17 protein-coding genes are annotated in these 16,475 nt (G+C 68.3%); 2 read left to right on the top strand and 15 right to left on the bottom strand.

Annotation, left to right across the window (positions count from 1 at the left end):
- The 7 genes from AB0D34_RS10720 to AB0D34_RS10690 all read right to left on the bottom strand — a co-directional run bounded on the left by AB0D34_RS10720 (window position 1) and on the right by AB0D34_RS10690 (window position 6,723).
- Window positions 1-291: a hypothetical protein gene (locus tag AB0D34_RS10720; RefSeq protein WP_362659624.1), complete on the bottom strand. Its 291-nt coding sequence runs from the start codon at window positions 289-291 to the stop codon at window positions 1-3.
- On the bottom strand, window positions 288-1,337 hold the full coding sequence (locus AB0D34_RS10715; RefSeq protein WP_362659621.1) for a WYL domain-containing protein: 1,050 nt from the start codon (window positions 1,335-1,337) through the stop codon (window positions 288-290). The genes AB0D34_RS10720 and AB0D34_RS10715 overlap by 4 nt, the downstream gene beginning before the upstream one ends.
- Window positions 1,338-1,355: 18 nt before the next feature.
- Window positions 1,356-2,309: a WYL domain-containing protein gene (locus AB0D34_RS10710; RefSeq protein ID WP_362659618.1), complete on the bottom strand. Its 954-nt coding sequence runs from the start codon at window positions 2,307-2,309 to the stop codon at window positions 1,356-1,358.
- Window positions 2,310-2,497: 188 nt separating this feature from the next.
- Window positions 2,498-2,869, bottom strand: a complete 372-nt coding sequence (locus AB0D34_RS10705; RefSeq protein WP_362659615.1) for an FKBP-type peptidyl-prolyl cis-trans isomerase — start codon at window positions 2,867-2,869, stop codon at window positions 2,498-2,500.
- An 88-nt stretch (window positions 2,870-2,957) separates the two neighbouring features.
- Window positions 2,958-3,965: an FKBP-type peptidyl-prolyl cis-trans isomerase gene (locus AB0D34_RS10700; RefSeq protein ID WP_362659612.1), complete on the bottom strand. Its 1,008-nt coding sequence runs from the start codon at window positions 3,963-3,965 to the stop codon at window positions 2,958-2,960.
- A gap of 127 nt (window positions 3,966-4,092) precedes the next feature.
- Window positions 4,093-5,454, bottom strand: coding sequence for a Pup--protein ligase (gene pafA / locus AB0D34_RS10695; protein WP_059196529.1), 1,362 nt, complete (start codon window positions 5,452-5,454; stop codon window positions 4,093-4,095).
- 9 nt (window positions 5,455-5,463) lie between these two features.
- Complete coding sequence (locus tag AB0D34_RS10690) at window positions 5,464-6,723, bottom strand: MFS transporter (RefSeq protein WP_362659609.1); 1,260 nt, start codon at window positions 6,721-6,723, stop codon at window positions 5,464-5,466.
- Window positions 6,724-6,811: 88 nt separating this feature from the next.
- Here AB0D34_RS10690 and AB0D34_RS10685 point away from each other — a divergent pair, with 88 nt between their 5' ends.
- Window positions 6,812-7,828 (top strand): LacI family DNA-binding transcriptional regulator, encoded by a 1,017-nt coding sequence (locus AB0D34_RS10685; RefSeq protein WP_362659606.1) that lies wholly within the window; start codon window positions 6,812-6,814, stop codon window positions 7,826-7,828.
- Between the two features lie 74 nt (window positions 7,829-7,902).
- Here the strand turns inward: AB0D34_RS10685 and prcA are convergent, their stop codons facing one another.
- The 6 genes from prcA to arc form a co-directional block, all read right to left on the bottom strand.
- Window positions 7,903-8,667: a proteasome subunit alpha gene (prcA, locus tag AB0D34_RS10680; RefSeq protein WP_362659603.1), complete on the bottom strand. Its 765-nt coding sequence runs from the start codon at window positions 8,665-8,667 to the stop codon at window positions 7,903-7,905.
- 60 nt (window positions 8,668-8,727) lie between these two features.
- Complete coding sequence (prcB, locus tag AB0D34_RS10675) at window positions 8,728-9,573, bottom strand: proteasome subunit beta (RefSeq protein ID WP_355744706.1); 846 nt, start codon at window positions 9,571-9,573, stop codon at window positions 8,728-8,730.
- Entirely contained in the window at window positions 9,525-10,118 is a 594-nt protein-coding gene (locus AB0D34_RS10670) for an endonuclease VII domain-containing protein (protein WP_362659600.1), read from the bottom strand. Before AB0D34_RS10670 ends, prcB begins: the two co-directional genes overlap by 49 nt.
- A gap of 33 nt (window positions 10,119-10,151) precedes the next feature.
- Window positions 10,152-10,370, bottom strand: coding sequence for a ubiquitin-like protein Pup (locus tag AB0D34_RS10665; protein ID WP_362659597.1), 219 nt, complete (start codon window positions 10,368-10,370; stop codon window positions 10,152-10,154).
- A gap of 155 nt (window positions 10,371-10,525) precedes the next feature.
- Window positions 10,526-12,037 carry a depupylase/deamidase Dop gene (gene dop, locus AB0D34_RS10660; protein ID WP_362659594.1) on the bottom strand — a complete coding sequence of 504 codons (1,512 nt, stop codon included), beginning with the start codon at window positions 12,035-12,037 and terminating at the stop codon, window positions 10,526-10,528.
- A gap of 245 nt (window positions 12,038-12,282) precedes the next feature.
- A complete protein-coding gene (arc, locus tag AB0D34_RS10655) occupies window positions 12,283-14,049 on the bottom strand; it encodes a proteasome ATPase (RefSeq protein ID WP_362659592.1) in 1,767 nt (588 codons plus the stop codon).
- A 245-nt stretch (window positions 14,050-14,294) separates the two neighbouring features.
- Here arc and AB0D34_RS10650 point away from each other — a divergent pair, with 245 nt between their 5' ends.
- Window positions 14,295-14,600 carry a ferredoxin gene (locus AB0D34_RS10650; protein WP_362659589.1) on the top strand — a complete coding sequence of 102 codons (306 nt, stop codon included), beginning with the start codon at window positions 14,295-14,297 and terminating at the stop codon, window positions 14,598-14,600.
- A 57-nt stretch (window positions 14,601-14,657) separates the two neighbouring features.
- Here the strand turns inward: AB0D34_RS10650 and AB0D34_RS10645 are convergent, their stop codons facing one another.
- Both AB0D34_RS10645 and AB0D34_RS10640 read right to left on the bottom strand, forming a co-directional pair.
- On the bottom strand, window positions 14,658-15,236 hold the full coding sequence (locus AB0D34_RS10645) for a hypothetical protein (RefSeq protein WP_362659586.1): 579 nt from the start codon (window positions 15,234-15,236) through the stop codon (window positions 14,658-14,660).
- A 320-nt stretch (window positions 15,237-15,556) separates the two neighbouring features.
- Window positions 15,557-16,459: a tRNA (adenine-N1)-methyltransferase gene (locus AB0D34_RS10640; protein WP_057614329.1), complete on the bottom strand. Its 903-nt coding sequence runs from the start codon at window positions 16,457-16,459 to the stop codon at window positions 15,557-15,559.
- Between the last annotated feature and the right edge of the window lie 16 nt (window positions 16,460-16,475).

The raw sequence follows: 16,475 nt of genomic DNA, 5'->3' as shown, positions 1-16,475 counted from the left end.
CTAGAGGGTGGAGTGCAGCCGCAGCGTCCGGACCCCGCCGCCCGTCAGCAGCTCCACGATCCGCTCGCCCGCGGGCTTGCGGACCGCCGCGCCGCACTCGGGGCAGGTGAAGGAGTAGAAGGTGGCACGGGTGGTCGCGCCGATAGCGAGGCGCAGGGCGCCGGCGGCCAGCTCGAACCGCTCCCGGCAGTCCGGGCAGCTCGCCTTGAAGGTCACCGGAGCCACGCTTCTCATCCCCGCGAAGGCGGCAGCCACCGTCATGCCCGCACCAGACGTCGCCGACTCGCTCAAAGCCCCTGCTCCTGCCTGTCGTACCGACCGTCCTGCCCCCGCGTCCCCGGGGTGTCCTGCCCCTCGACCCCGTCGTAGGCAGCCAGCGCCTCACGGGCCGCCTCGCGGGCACTGTCGGCGAGGTCGCGCGGCGAGACGATACGGCCGTCACGGCCCAGCCGGAGCGCCAGCCGCCTGAGCGATGCCGGGTCGGGGGTGCGGAGGGTAATACGCAGCCCGCCGTCGGAAAGCTCATCCGCACTGTCGTGCGGGTAGTACTCGGCGACCCAGCGGCCGCGGGGACCGACCTCGACGACCACCTCGGGGTCCTCGGCGGCAGGCTGCACCAGCCCCTCGGACAGGTCCCTGAGCTCGATCTCGGGCGGCGCGGACGGCTCGTCGAGGATCTTGATCTCGGCGACCCGGTCGAGCCGGAAGGTACGGCGCGCCTCGGAGCGGCGGCACCAGGCCTCCACGTAGGTGTGGCCGACGCTGACCAGGCGGATCGGGTCGATCTCGCGCTCGGTGACCTCGTCGCGGGCCGGTGAGTAGTAGCGGATCCACAGCCGCCGGCGCTCGGAGATGGCCCGGTCGACGTCCGCGAAGACACCGCCCTCGGCCTCGAAGGTCACCGACAGCCGGGAACTCGCGCCCGCCTGCTCCCCGGCCGCGGTCTCCACCTTGGCGGTGGCCCGAAGCAGTGCCTGTCGGTCGCTCTCCCGGAGGCCGGGCAGCGTGGACACCGCGCGGGCGGCCACCAGCAGCGCGGTCGCCTCGTCGGCGGCGAGCCTGAGGGGTTCGGCTGTTTCCTCGCCGAGGGCAGCGGGGTTGTGCCACCAGATCCGCTCGCCGTCGGTGTCGATGTCGAGCAGGTCGCCGCCCCGGAAGCTGGTGCCGCACATGGGCAGCACATCGAGGTCGGAGACCAGCTCGTCCTCGGTGATCCCGAAGGCCCGGGCGACGTCCTCGACCCGGGCTCCGGGGCGCTCCTTGAGATAGGTCACCAGCGAGAGCATCCGCCGGGTCTGGTCGATGGCGTTCGTGGGCCTGACCGGTTTTCCTGCCACGTTCTCTTCCGCTCCCCCTCAGCCCTTGGCCACGGCACGCAGCCGGTCCACCACGTCGGCCCGCAGCTCGGCGGGGTCCAGGACCACCACGTCAGGGCCGAACTCCACCAGCCAGGCGTCCAGGCCATGGCCGTACGGAATCTCCAACTCGTCCCACCCGTCCCCCAGTTCCCGAACCGAGGTGGCCTTCGCCCGCAAGGGGTACCCGGCATCGGTGCGCAGCCGGATCCGCGCGCTGCGGTCGGCGGTCTCCCCCGCCCAGCTCGCGACGGTCTCGCGGACGGTGACGACGTCGGGGACCTGTGCGGTGAAGCGTGAGCCGCGGGAGCGCACCTTCCCGGTGATCCGGGAGAGCCGGAAGACCCGCTCGGCGCCCCGGTCGCGGTCGAATCCGGCCAGGTACCAGTGGCCGCGCCAGCACTCCAGCGCCCACGGCTCGACATGGCGGGGCTCGGGCCGGGCGGCGGTGGCCTTGCGGTACTCGAACACGACCGGACGGCGGTCCCGGCAGGCCAGCATCAACGGCTCGAAGGACGCCTCATGCACCGGAATGCGCGGCTCGAGTGCGCCATGCGCCTCGTACGGGTCGACGTCCTCGGGCAGCCCCGCCGCGCGCAGCTTCTGCAGCGCGCCACTGGCGGCACCGGCCAGCCGGGCCTGCTGCCACACCTTGGCGGCAAGGCCCAGGGCGGCGGCCTCCTCGGCGTCGAGAGTGATGGGCGGCAGGCGGTTGCTGTCGCGCCGGGCGAGATAACCGACTTCGCCGTCGAGGTTCTCAACGGTCTCGATGACGAGCCCGAGTTCGCGCAGATCGTCCTTGTCGCGCTCGAACATCCGATTGAAGGAGTCGTCGGAATTGGCTTCCAAGTAGGCCTCGATGGACTCCCGGAGCTCGCGCTTGCTGAGCGGCCGCCGCGTCCCGAGCAGACACAGCGCCAGGTTCATCAGCCGCTCAGCCTTGGCAATGGCCATCGACGCCCTTCGCCTCCCTATGGTGCTTACGGACGATGACCGTACCGCCCCGAAGGAGCAAGGCAAAAGCCGAGGGCCCATGCCCGGACAGGCATGGACCCTGGTCGATCGGATCCGGTCGGATGTCGTACGACGATCCGACCGCGACGCGATCTCTTATGACACCTCTGACGACTCCGGTACGACGATCACACGCCGAGGAGGTCGACCACGAAGATCAGCGTCTCGCCGGGCTTGATCGCCGGAGTGGGGCTCTGGTTGCCGTAGGCGAGGTGCGCGGGAATGGTCAGCTGGCGACGGCCGCCGACCTTCATGCCCTGCACACCCTGGTCCCAGCCCTTGATGACCCGGCCGCCGCCCAGCGGGAAGCGGAACGGCTGACCACGGTTCCAGCTGGCGTCGAACTCCTCGCCGGTGCTGAAGGAGACGCCCACGTAGTGGACGGTGACGGTCTGGCCGGCCTTCGCAACCTCGCCGTCGCCCTCCCAGATGTCCTTGATCTCCAGGTCCGCCGGGGGCGCGCCCTCAGGGAAGTCGATCTCGGGCTTGTCGATGCTCACGTCACTCGCTCCTGCTGGTTCACGGAAAGGCAACAGGGACCAGTCTTACATCCCCGCAGCCGGGACGTTCGCGCATGTCCCCCGTGCGTCACATCTTCGCCAGGATGTCCACGGTGAAGACCAGCGTGGAGTCCTTCTCGATGCCGCTGCCGGCCGGCGGGTTGTCGCCGTAGCCCAGCTTCGGCGGGATGGAGATGAGCACCCGGCTGCCGACCTTCTTGCCGGTCAGGCCCTGCGCCCAGCCCTTGACGACCTGCTGGAGCGAGAACGACGCCAGTTGCTTCCTGCTGTACGTCGAGTCGAACTCCTTGCCGGTCTCCCAGACCACGCCCTTGTACTGCACGAGCAGGGTGCTGTCCGCCGCGACCACGTCGCCGTCACCCTCGATGACGTACTCCGCCACCAGCTTGGTGGGCGCGTCCACCTTGGGGATCTCGATCGAGGGGGCCTTGCCGTCGGTGTTGGTGCCGGCCTTGGGCAGCTTGGCGTCGCTCTGCGCGACGTTCTTGCCCTTGGCGGAGCTCTTCGCGTTGAACGTGTCCTGGATGTCGACGACGAACACCAGCGTGTCGGTGCCCTTGATACCCGCCTGCGCGTTGCCCTCCTTGCCGTACCCCCAGGTGGGCGGGATGGCGAACTGGACCCGGCTGCCGGCCTTCTTGCCCTGCAGGGCGTACCGCCAGCCGTCGATGATGCTGCTCTGCGCGAGCTGGATGAGCAGCGGCGTCTTACGGTCGTAGGAGTTGTCGAAGACCTTCGCGGTGGCCCAGATCTGGCCCAGGTAGTGAGCCTGGATGTAGTCGCCCTCGGCGACCGTGGTGCCGTTGCCCGCGATGACCGTCTTGACCGCGAGCTGGTCGGACGGATCGCCGCTGCCCTTGGCCACGGTCGGCTTCGCCCCGAACTTCGTGCCCGCGGTGATCGCCGGCAGCGGACCGTCGACGATCTTCGGCGCCGGCGGCGCCGGAGAGGCCGAGGGCGATGCCGAGGGCGACGTACTGTCACTCGCCTCGCTCGAGTCGGACTTGTCGTCACCGCATGCGGCGAGTGTGGCCAGTCCTGCGGGAACGGCGATGAGCAGTGAGCGTCGGCGCACGGTGGGGGCCTCGTAATCGGTCGATCTTGTTGATGGCGTGCGCGCAACTCTACGGCGTGAGAAGGGCGCCGTACGTGAAACGTACGGCGCCCGTGTTGCGTTCCGACGGTGAATCGGAACGCGGTGCTCACATTCCGGCGATCAGTTTCTCGACCCGGTCGTCGACCGAACGGAACGGGTCCTTGCACAACACCGTGCGCTGCGCCTGGTCGTTGAGCTTGAGATGGACCCAGTCGACGGTGAAGTCCCGGCGCTGTTCCTGCGCCCTGCGGATGAAGTCTCCGCGCAGCCGGGCCCGAGTGGTCTGCGGCGGAACCGACTTGCCCTCGAAGATCTTCAAGTCGTTGCAGATACGGGCGGCTTGACCCTTCCTCTCCAGAAGGTAGTAGAGACCACGACGGCGGTGGATGTCGTGATAAGCGAGGTCTATCTGCGCGACCCTCGGGTGGGACATGGTCATGTTGTGCTTGGCCCGGTACCGCTCGATGAGCTTGTACTTCATGACCCAGTCGATCTCGGTGCCGATCCGGTCGAGGTCCTCGGCCTCGATCGCGTCCAGCGTGCGGCCCCACAGCTCCAGGACCTGCTCGACGGTGCCGGTGCGGATGCCCCGGCGCTCGCAGAAGTCCACGGCCTTCTCGTAGTACTCGCGCTGCACCTCCAGCGCGGAGGCCTCCCGGCCGCTGGCCAGACGCACCTTGCGCCGGCCGGTGATGTCATGGCTGACCTCGCGGATCGCCCGGATCGGGTTCTCCAGGGTCAGGTCCCGCATCACGGTGCCCGCCTCGATCATGCGCAGCACCAGGTCGGTCGCGCCGACCTTGAGCAGCATGGTCGTCTCGGACATGTTCGAGTCGCCCACGATGACGTGCAGGCGGCGGTAGCGCTCGGCGTCGGCGTGCGGTTCGTCGCGGGTGTTGATGATCGGGCGTGAGCGGGTCGTCGCCGAGGAGACGCCCTCCCAGATGTGCTCGGCCCGCTGACTGACGCAGTACACGGCGCCCCGCGGGGTCTGCAGAACCTTGCCCGCGCCGCACAGCAGCTGGCGGGTGACAAGGAAGGGAATGAGGATGTCCGCGAGCCGGGAGAACTCCCCGTGGCGTGCGACGAGATAGTTCTCGTGGCAGCCGTAGGAGTTCCCGGCAGAGTCCGTGTTGTTCTTGAAGAGGTAGACGTCGCCCGCGATTCCTTCCTCGTGCAGGCGTCGTTCGGCGTCCACCAGGAGTCCTTCGAGAATGCGCTCGCCAGCTTTGTCGTGCGTGACCAGTTCGGTCACGTTGTCACATTCGGGTGTCGCGTATTCCGGATGTGACCCGACGTCGAGATAGAGGCGGGCGCCGTTTCGCAGAAAGACATTGCTGCTGCGGCCCCATGACACGACACGGCGGAAGAGGTACCGCGCCACCTCGTCGGGAGACAGGCGGCGCTGTCCCCTGAACGTACACGTGACGCCGTACTCGTTCTCCAGCCCGAAAATGCGGCGGTCCATGACTGAACATTACGCCCGATCCCCCGAGCTGAAACGGGGTTCGGCAGCACGGTTTGGATCATTTTCCGAGGAAGACGCAACCACCCCCCGCCCCACGGGAGCTGTGAGGACGCGTCCCGTGACCAGCAGAACCAGCAGCGACACACCCCCCGCGACACCCGGCACGGCGAAGCCCCACACGGCCCCGCCCCGCTCGACGACCGGGCCCGCGAGGCCCGTTCCGACCGACGCGCCCACGGTGAACGTCGTCACAAGCCAGGAGAAGGCCTCGGTGACCGTCCCCGTCGGCGCGTGCCGGTCGACCAGCACGAAGGCGCACGCGATGACGGGTGCCAGGAACACCCCGGCGAGCACCGTCAGCAGCGTCATGGCGACCGGGCCCGGCATCAGCGTCAGCGGCAGGTAACACACCGCCAGAAAGCCCACCAGCACCTGCAGTCGCCGCGCCGGCTCACCGGCCCACTGCCGCACGCCGTACGCCAGACCGCCCACCAGGGCGCCCAGACCGATACCGGCCATCAGCCAGCCGTACACCGCGTCCCCGCCGTGCTCGTCCGCGTACGGCACGGAGGCGACCGTGATGGACCCCAGCGCGATCCCGACGAACAGGAACGCGCCCAGCATCGCCAGCAGTCCGCGCGAACGCAGCGCGCCCAGCCAGTGCGCCTCACGCGGTGCGGAGCGCCACGCGCGCGAGGGCGGCGACAGGACGACCGAGAGCGCGCCGAGGACCCCGACGACGTTCAGCACCAGCAGCGCCGCCTGCGCCGACCACAGCGACACGCACAGCGTCACCAGCAACGGTCCCACGGCGAACATGACTTCCTGAGCCACCGCATCCATGGCGTACGCGGTGTGCACCTGGTCCTCGCGCCGCAGCACGCTCGGCCACAGCGCGCGCAGTCCGCCCTCCAGCGGCGGCGTGAAGAGCCCGGCCGCCGCCACGGCCGCGTAGGCGAGCGGGAGCGGGTCGGTGCCGGCGAAGGCGAAGAGAGCCATCGCGAGGGCCGACAGCACGGCGGAGGGGAACTGCACACGAGGCTGGCCATGAAGATCGACCAGCCGCCCGAGCAGCGGCTGCCCCACGGCGTTGGCGACCCCGTAGACGGCCGCGAGCCCCCCGGCGAGGCTGTACGTGCCCCCCTCCGCCCGGACGAACAGCACGATCGCGATCGCCGCGGTGGCATTGGGCAGCCGACCCACCAGCGTCCCCGTCAGCAGGCGCGCCGCATGCCTCGCCCTGAGGATCTCCAGGTATCCCGCGGCCATGTCCCGCCTCCAAGTCATACGTATAACCCCGACTCCCATACGTACCATGTGCGCTGTTCGGACGTCCAGACGAAGGAGCGGACCCACGGTGGCACGCAGCAGCACGCGCCCGACCAGCCGTGACGTCGCCCAGGCGGCCGGAGTCTCCCAGGCGGCCGTATCCCTGGTGCTGGGCGACAAATGGCGCGGCCGGGTCTCCGAGACCACCGCCGAGCGCGTCCGGGAAGCCGCCCGCGACCTCGGCTACCGGCCCAACCTCGCCGCCCGCAACCTCCGCCTCGGCCACACCCGCACGGTCCTCCTGGTCGTCCCCGCCCTCACCACCGAGTTCTTCGCGGGCGTCTACACCGGCGCCGCGCGCGTGGCCGCCGACCACGGCTTCGGCGTCGTCCTCTACCCCTCCCCCGAAGGCATCGGCCCCGCCCGCGACCCCTTCGCCTCCGCACAGGCCGCCCTGGACGGCGTCATCGCCTCCTCCATGGCCGCCGACGCCCTCACCGCCATCCGCGGCGACCAGCTCCCCCTCGTGATGCTCGACAGCGACCCCACGGGCAGCCTCGGCGCCGCCACCGTCAACCTCGACATCGCCGACGGCGTCCGCCAGGTCGCCACCCACCTCCTGGACCTAGGCCACCGCCGCTTCCTGCACCTCGCCGCCGACGTACCCTCCTGGACCTTCGAGGTACGCGCGCGTGAACTGGCCGCACAACTCGGCACGGTCCCCGGCACCTCCGTCCGCACGACCCACGCCCCCATCTCCATCGACGGCGCCCTGACCGCCGCCGAAGCCGCCCTCGCCACCCCGGGCCCCCGCCCCACCGCCCTGGTCTGCGACGACGACAAACTCGCCGCCGGCGCCTACAAGGCCGTACGACGCCTCGGACTGCGCGTCCCCGACGACATCTCCGTCACCGGCCTCGACGACCTCGCCCTCGCCACCGCCATCGACCCCGAGCTGACGACCGTACGACTGGACGCCGAGCTGTTCGGCGAACGCGGCATGCAAGCCCTCCTGGCCGTCCTGGAGGGCCGCACACCGCAGGCCGGAGACATCCCCGTCGAGTTGGTCGTACGAGGCTCCACAGCCCCGCCACGGACCCCCTGAACGGCCCTGTGCCCCGGCCTGGTGATCGGCCGGGGCACAGACAGAAGGGATGAAGGTCAGCGGAACAGGCGAGGTCACTCCTTCTCGAAGCCCTCCGGCTCCTCCGGCTCCTCCGCGCTCTCCGCCTCGGTCGACGCCCCGTTGGCCTCCAGCAGCCGGGCGAGCTGACGGCCCACGATCCGCTTGAACTTGCGCTGCTGCGGCCGCGTACGGTCCAGCACCGCGACCTCAAGGCGCTCGGCGGGAATCTCCCGCTCACTGCCGTTGGTGTCCCGGGACAGGGCCTGCACGGCCAGCTTCAGCGCCTCGGCCAGACTCACACCGTCCTGGTGCCGCTGGTCCAGATAGCTGCTGATCTGTTCGGCATTGCCGCCCACCGCGACCGAGCCGTGCTCGTCCACGATCGAACCGTCGTGCGGCAAGCGATAGATCTGGTCACCGTCCGGCGTCTCACCGACCTCGGCCACGACCAGCTCCACCTCATACGGCTTCTCACCGGCCGAGGAGAAGATCGTGCCCAGCGTCTGGGCATAGACGTTGGCGAGACCACGAGCGGTCACATCGTCACGGTCATAGGTGTAGCCACGAAGATCGGCGTACCGCACGCCGCCGATCCGCAGGTTCTCGTACTCGTTGTACTTGCCGGCGGCCGCGAAGCCGATCCGGTCGTAGATCTCGCTGAACTTGTGCAGCGCGCGGGACGGATTCTCGCCGACGAACACGATGCCGTCGGCATACTGCAGCACGACCAGGCTGCGACCACGGGCGATGCCCTTGCGGGCGTACTCCGCCCGGTCGGCCATCGCCTGCTGGGGAGAAACATAGAACGGCGTCGACACCGGTTATCCGTCCCTTTCTGTGGAAGTCACTGCGATCACCTTGAACAAGACGGGTGGCGCCTACAGCAGCGCGGCCCGCGGGCCGTCGGGCTGCTCAAGGCGCCGCTCGAGAATCGAACGGGCGATCTCGGAGGACTCGTCGTCGGTGAGCCGGCGGAAGCCGTCCTCGGTGATCACGGTGACGATCGGGTAGATCCGGCGGGCGACATCGGGACCACCGGTCGCCGAGTCGTCGTCGGCCGCGTCGTACAGGGCCTGCACCACGAGGGTGGTGGCCTCCTCCTCAGTGAGGTCGTTGCGGAAGAGCTTCTTCATGGCACCGCGCGCGAAGATCGAGCCGGAGCCGGTGGCGGCGAAGTTGTGCTCCTCGGAGCGGCCGCCGGTGACGTCGTAGGAGAAGATCCGGCCCCTCTCCCGGTCCACGTCGTACCCCGCGAACAGCGGCACCACGGCCAGGCCCTGCATGGCCATGCCCAGGTTGGAACGGATCATCGTGGACAGCCGGTTCGCCTTGCCCTCCAGGGACAGCTGGGCGCCCTCGACCTTCTCGAAGTGCTCGAGCTCCAGCTGGAACAGCTTGACCATCTCGACGGCGAGACCGGCGGTACCGGCGATCCCGACGGCCGAGTACTCGTCGGCCGGGAACACCTTCTCGATGTCCCGCTGGGCGATGACGTTGCCCATGGTGGCGCGACGGTCACCGGCGAGCACGACGCCGCCGGGGAAGGTGACGGCCACGATGGTCGTCCCGTGCGGCGCCTCGATCACGCCCTGCGTGGGTGGCAGTTGCCGGTTGCCCGGCAGCATCTCCGGCTGATGCTCGGACAGGAAGTCCATGAAGGACGACGACCCAGGCGTCAGGAAGGCAGCTGGTAGACGCCCGGTGCTACGAGTGTTGGCTTCCACGTCATTCCCTCCAGGTAAGCAACAGCCCGACGACCGATGTCGGGATCGTCTCCCAACTTGCCGATGGCCGAATTGCAGTTGAAGCACAGTACGCCACGGACCCTACCCGTCTTATGGCAGTGATCCACATGCACGGCCGGAGCCGTCAAACAAATCGCACAGAGCCCCATCTGCGAAGCGACCATCTCGTCACGCTCGGCTTCGGTCATGCCGTACTGGCGCTTGAGATGGCCCGCTCGCCCCTTGGCAGCACGGCAGGCCTTGCAACTTGTCGACAGGCCATCAGTAGCCGTCGCATTGCGGTGCCACTCACTGTGCGGCTTGATCTCCTCGCAACTGCGACAGAACTTGTGCCCCTCGGGCGTCTGCACCCTCGGCCGGACGTTCTTGCCCTTGGCCAACTGCCGGTTCTGGTGGTACTCAGCCCAGCACTCCCGGCAGTAGGCCTGCAGCCCATCACGGGCCGACTTGTTGCTGGCGAAGGCCACCCGCGGCCTGGACTCCTTGCACCGCGAGCAGCGCTTCACTCCATCTTCGCTTGCCAACCCAGAATCCCCCGAGACCCTTCAATTCGAAGGCTACTCGCCGCCCTTCTGAACGAAACTTCGAACGAAGTCCTCGGCATTCTCCTCGAGGACATCGTCAATCTCGTCCAGGACGGAGTCCACGTCGTCGCTCAGCTTCTCCTGGCGTTCCTTGAGGTCCTCGGAACCCTGCGTCTCCGCAGCCTGCTCCTCGACCTCCTCGGTGTTGCGCGTGGCCTTCTGCTGTCCGCCGCCGGTGTCCTTGGTCGCCATAACCCCTCACCCCGCTCGGTTCGCCGTTCTTGATCAGACCCTACAAGCTGGGTCTGACATCGGCCCCGCAGTTCCTACAACGTACGGGGACCATCTCGATGATTCCCTCTGGCCGGGCTTTCCACCCTGCCGGAGCACCCGGCCCGGGTACCCGTTCAGCCGCCCGACAGCACCCTGACCAGGTCTTCTGCCGTTCGACAGCGATCCAGGAGCTCCTTGACGTGATTTCGCGTTCCGCGAAGCGGTTCCAGGGTTGGGACGCGCTGGAGCGAGTCCCGGCCCGGGAGGTCGAAGATCACCGAGTCCCAGGAGGCCGCGGCGACGTCGTCGGCGTACTGCTCCAGGCAGCGGCCGCGGAAGTACGCCCGGGTGTCCTCCGGAGGCTTGGTACGGGCCCTCTCGACGTCCTGCTCGTCGAGGAGGCGCTTGATGCGGCCGCGGGCCGCGAGACGGTTGTAGAGGCCCTTCTCGGCCCGTACGTCGGCGTACTGGAGGTCGAGGAGGTGGAGCTTCGCGTCGTCCCAGTCGAGGCCGTCGCGGCGCCGGTAGCCCTCCATGAGCTCCCGCTTGGCGACCCAGTCGAGCTCGCCGGCGAGGCTCATGGGGTCGTTCTCCAGGCGGTTGAGGGTGTCCTCCCAGCGGGCGAGGACGTCCTTGGTCTGGTCGTCCGCGTCGGCGCCGAAGCGTTCCTCGACGTACTTGCGGGAGAGCTCGTAGTACTCCATCTGGAGCTGGACCGCGGTGAGTGTGCGGCCGCTGCGGAGGGTGACCAGGCGCTGGAGGGTCGGGTCGTGGGAGACCTGGTGCAGGGTGCGGACCGGCTGGTCCACGGCCAGGTCGACCGCGATGAAGCCGTCCTCGATCATCGACAGGACCAGGGCCGTGGTGCCCAGCTTCAGGTAGGTCGAGATCTCCGAGAGGTTCGCGTCGCCGATGATCACGTGGAGGCGGCGGTACTTCTCGGCGTCGGCGTGGGGCTCGTCGCGGGTGTTGATGATCGGGCGCTTCAAGGTCGTCTCGAGGCCTACCTCGACCTCGAAGTAATCGGCGCGCTGGCTGAGCTGGAAGCCGTGTTCGTGGCCGTCCTGGCCGATGCCGACGCGGCCGGCGCCGGCGAAGACCTGGCGGGAGACGAAGAAGGGCGTGAGGTGGCGCACGATGTCCGAGAAGGGGGTTTCCCGCTTCATCAGGTAGTTCTCGTGTGTGCCGTAGGAGGCGCCCTTGTTGTCGGTGTTGTTCTTGTAGAGGTGGATGGGCTGGGCGCCGGGGAGCTGGGCGGCCCGTTCGGCGGCTTCGGCCATGATGCGTTCGCCGGCCTTGTCCCAGAGGACGGCGTCGCGGGGGTTGGTGACCTCGGGTGCGCTGTATTCGGGGTGTGCGTGGTCGACGTAGAGCCGTGCGCCGTTGGTGAGGATGACGTTGGCGAGGCCGATGTCCTCGTCGGTGAGCTGGCTGGAGTCGGCGGCTTCGCGGGCGAGGTCGAAGCCCCGCGCGTCGCGTAGCGGGTTCTCCTCCTCGAAGTCCCAGCGGGCCCGGCGGGCCCGGTGCATCGCCGCCGCGTAGGCGTTGACGATCTGGGATGAGGTGAGCATGGCATTGGCGTTGGGGTGGCCGGGGACGGAGATCCCGTACTCCGTCTCGATGCCCATTACTCGCCGTACGGTCATGCGGCCCTCCTTGCCCGGCGGCGCCCTCGGTCGGGGGCGGCGCTCAAGTACCGCTGGCGCTCCGGTGCGTGTGCGGTGCCCGTCCCCGCACTGCGCGACTCGGCGGTACCGAAGAGCCTAGAACGGCTCTGCGCTGGTGGGGAGATCATTTGCGTCATTGCCTTGCTCGCCTTTGTTCCGGTTAGTTGCCTGAAAAACAGTCGGCTGCGGGTACCCCGGTGAGGGCACCCGCAGCCGCCCTGTCTTTACAGGTACTGACCGGTGTTCGCCACCGTGTCGATGGAGCGTCCGGTGTCGGCGCCCTGCTTTCCGGTGATGAGGGTACGGATGTAGACGATCCGCTCGCCCTTCTTTCCGGAGATGCGGGCCCAGTCGTCCGGGTTGGTGGTGTTGGGCAGGTCCTCGTTCTCCTTGAACTCGTCCACGCAGGCCTGGAGGAGGTGGGAGACGCGGAGGCCCTTCTGGTTGTGGTCGAGGAAGTCCTTGATCGCCATCTTCTTGGCGCGGCCGACGATGTTCTCGATCATGGCGCCGGAGTTGAAGTCCTTGAAGTAGAGGACTTCCTTGTCTCCGTTGGCGTAGGTGACTTCCAGGAAGCGGTTTTCCTCGGATTCGGCGTACATGTGTTCCACGGCCGTCTGGATCATGCTCTGGACGGTGGTGGTCTTGCTGCCTGCGTGCTCACCGAGGTCGTCGGAGTGCAGCGGGAGGCGCTCGGTCAGGTACTTGCCGAAGATGTCCTTGGCGGCCTCGGCGTCCGGCCGCTCGATCTTGATCTTCACGTCGAGTCGGCCGGGGCGCAGGATGGCGGGGTCGATCATGTCCTCACGGTTGGAGGCACCGATGACGACCACGTTCTGCAGGCCTTCGACGCCGTCGATCTCGGCGAGGAGCTGCGGGACGATGGTGTTCTCGACGTCGGAGCTGACGCCGGAGCCGCGGGTGCGGAAGAGGGATTCCATCTCGTCGAAGAAGACGATGACGGGTGTGCCCTCGCTGGCCTTCTCACGAGCACGCTGGAAGACGAGGCGGATCTGCCGCTCGGTCTCGCCGACGTACTTGTTGAGGAGCTCGGGGCCCTTGATGTTGAGGAAGAAGCTCTTGCCGGTGGCCTGACCGGTGACCTCGGCGACCTTCTTGGCCAGCGAGTTGGCGACGGCCTTGGCGATGAGCGTCTTGCCGCATCCGGGGGGCCCGTAGAGCAGGACGCCCTTGGGCGGGCGCAGTTCGTGCTCCTTGAACAGGTCCGGGTAGAGGTACGGCAGCTCTACGGCGTCCCGGATGGCCTCGATCTGGCCGCCGAGTCCGCCGATCTGCTCGTAGCCGATGTCGGGGACCTCTTCGAGGACGAGTTCCTCGACCTCGCTCTTGGGGACGACCTCGTAGACGTAACCCGAGCGCGGTTCGAGGAGCAGGGCGTCGCCGGGGCGGATGGTGACGTCCAGCAGCGGCTCGGCGAGCCGTACCACCCGTTCCTCGTCGGTGTGCCCCTGCACCAGGGCGCGCTCGCCGTCCTCGAGGATCTCCTTGAGGGTGACGATGTCGCCGACGCTCTCGTACTCCATGGCCTCGACCACGTTGAGAGCTTCGTTGAGCATCACTTCCTGGCCGCGTCGGAGCTCTTCGAGTTCGACGCTCGGGCTGACGTTCACCCGCAGTTTGCGGCCGCCGGTGAAGATGTCGGCGGTACCGTCCTCGTTCGCTTCGAGGAAGACGCCGAAGCCGGCCGGGGGCTGTGCGAGCCGGTCGACCTCCTCCTTGAGGGCCACGATCTGGTCGCGGGCCTCACGGAGCGTGTTGGCGAGTCGTTCGTTCTGTGCGGATACGCCGGCCAGGTTGGTCTGCAGCTCGACGATCCGCTCTTCGAGAATCCTCGTGTGTCGCGGAGAGTCGGCGAGCTTGCGCCGCAGGACGGCGATCTCCTGCTCAAGGTAGGCAATCTGCCCGGACGGGTCGTCGGACCCTCGTCCCGGGCGGATGCCGCGGTTCATGTCGTCGTCGTGGGCTGCCACGGTCCTCACCTCCTCCAAGGGGAGCTGGACGCTTCCAGACCCTACCTGGGTGGGTGTCGATTGAAACCCCTAGATCACAAAGACTGTCGAGGTGTGTCCGATCTTCACCCTTGCGCTCTCCCTCACGCCAGGGGAATACCCACCGAACATGATTGGAAAGCTGCCGGAGGTAGGGTCGAAGTGTTCAACACCCGTCAGAGCTGGCCGGATTCCCGTTCTGCTCGACGCATAAACGGCAGGGAGAGATGAGCGTGCAGCAGGAGGCCGGGGCCGGCGGTGAGGCTCTTGAGGTCTGGATCGACCAGGACCTCTGTACCGGTGACGGCATCTGCGTCCAGTACGCGCCGGAGGTGTTCGAGCTGGACATCGACGGTCTGGCCTATGTGAAGGGCTCGGACGACGAGCTTCTGCAGGACAGGGGCGCCACAACGCCCGTACCGCTGCCGCTTCTCACCGATGTGGTCGACTCCGCGAAGGAGTGTCCGGGTGACTGCATCCACGTACGTCGAGTTTCGGACAGGGTCGAGGTCTACGGACCGGACGCGGAGTGATCGAAAAGGCACCCTGCGTGACCACTGTCTGATTTCTCACAGATGTGATCGCTTCGGTCAGACGGTGTGCGTGCCCGCGGGGGTCGAGCGGACGAACGCGCCGTCCTTCCACTGCCACTTGGCCTTGTCCTTCACGTCCGGGCAGCAACTGGGTACGTCGGACGTGGAGTAGCCGAGCAGGGTCGCGAGGACGGCTCCGTCGCTCACCGTGAAGTCGGTGACGGTGTTGCGGGTCTTCGGGCTCAGCAGGGTGGCGACCACACGGGGTTCACCGGTGCCCTTCGCGCGTGTGATGACGTACACGGCGTCGGGCGGGGTGCCCATGGGGGCGTCGCAGTGCACCACGACGATGCTTTCCGGCCGTCCGTCGCCGTCGAGGTCTCCGGAGGCCTGTTTCTGGATCTTCGCCCTGACCGGGCCGCAGTCGATCGGGAAGTGGACGTCCGCGGGATCGGGTGCCGTGGTGACGGTGGGGGCGGGTTTGGCCTCGGGGCCGGCCGCCTGGGCCGCGGTCGCCGGATTCGGTTGCAGGACCGAGGAGAAGGCCACGACTCCCGCCACAGCGGTGGCGGTGGCGACCCAGTGGATCGGGCGGGTGTGCGTGTGTGCCAGTTCCGGGACGGCGGATTGCTGCACTAGGAGCGTCTCCTGTGAGGGCTGTGCCGGTGGGGGTGGGTGGCCAGCATCGTGCCACACGTCACAGGTCGGTGGAACGGCGGGGTGGGTACTTGTCCGGGTTGCCGTGCAGCGGTTTCTGGCGCTTCCTCAACACGAAGTCGTCTGGGTGGAGTTCCCCTGGTCTGCGGGAACTCCACCCCGACGTCTGTTCGTTGAGAGCGGCACGGGGCGGCCCTGGGGCCTGTCCGGCGGATCAGGCCGACGCCGCGGGGCCCGCGGTACGGCACTCCCCCAGAGGGGTGCCCCCAGCGGCGTTGTCGTCACGCTCCCCCACGGCTCTAGCGGCCGGAGCCCCCGTCGGCGTTGGGGCCGGTGTAGTCCTCGCCGTAGGCGCCCTTGGCGGGGCGGCGGCGGCGCATGGGGGGCTCGACGCCGTCGGCGAGGCGGCGGGCGGTGAGCAGGAAGCCGGTGTGGCCGATCATCCGGTGGTCCGGGCGGACGGCCAGGCCTTCCACGTGCCAGTTGCGGATCATCGACTCCCAGGAGGTCGGCTCGTTGAAGGAGCCGATCTCGCGGATGGACTCGACGGTCCTCGCGAGCTGGGTGGTGGTGGCGACGTAGCAGCAGAGGATGCCGCCGGGGACCAGGGCCTTGGAGACGGCCTCCAGGCACTCCCAGGGGGCGAGCATGTCGAGGATGACGCGGTCGACGTCGGTGTCGGACAAGTTGTCCTGGAGGTCGCCGACGGTGAGCTGCCAGGCGGGGTGCGGGCCGCCGAAGTAGCGCTCCACGTTCTGCTGGGCGATCTCGGCGAAGTCCTCGCGACGCTCGTAGCTGTGCAGCATGCCCTGGTCGCCGATGGCGCGCAGCAGGAAGCTGCTGAGCGAGCCTGAGCCGACGCCGGCCTCGACGACGCGGGCGCCGGGGAAGATGTCGGCGAAGGCGAGGATCTGCCCGGCGTCCTTGGGGTAGACGACGGCAGCCCCGCGGGGCATGGACAGGACGTAGTCGGGGAGCAGGGGGCGCAGCGCGAGATAGGCGACGTTACCGGTGGTGCGGACAACGCTGCCCTCGGGTGCGCCGATCAGCTCGTCGTGCGGGAAGGAACCCTTGTGGGTGTGGAAGTTCTTTCCCTCTTCGAGCGTGAACGTGTAGTGGCGGCCCTTGGGGTCGGTCAGCTGAACCTGGTCCCCGACCTTGAAGGGCCCGCGCCTGCGGGCGGCACCGGTCGGTTCGGACATGTGAACAGCCTACCGG

The organism is Streptomyces sp. NPDC048420 (assembly GCF_040651535.1).
Lineage (GTDB): Bacteria > Actinomycetota > Actinomycetes > Streptomycetales > Streptomycetaceae > Streptomyces.
Note: the sequence above shows the minus strand (reverse complement) of the source record. Positions and strands in the feature narration are given on the sequence as shown.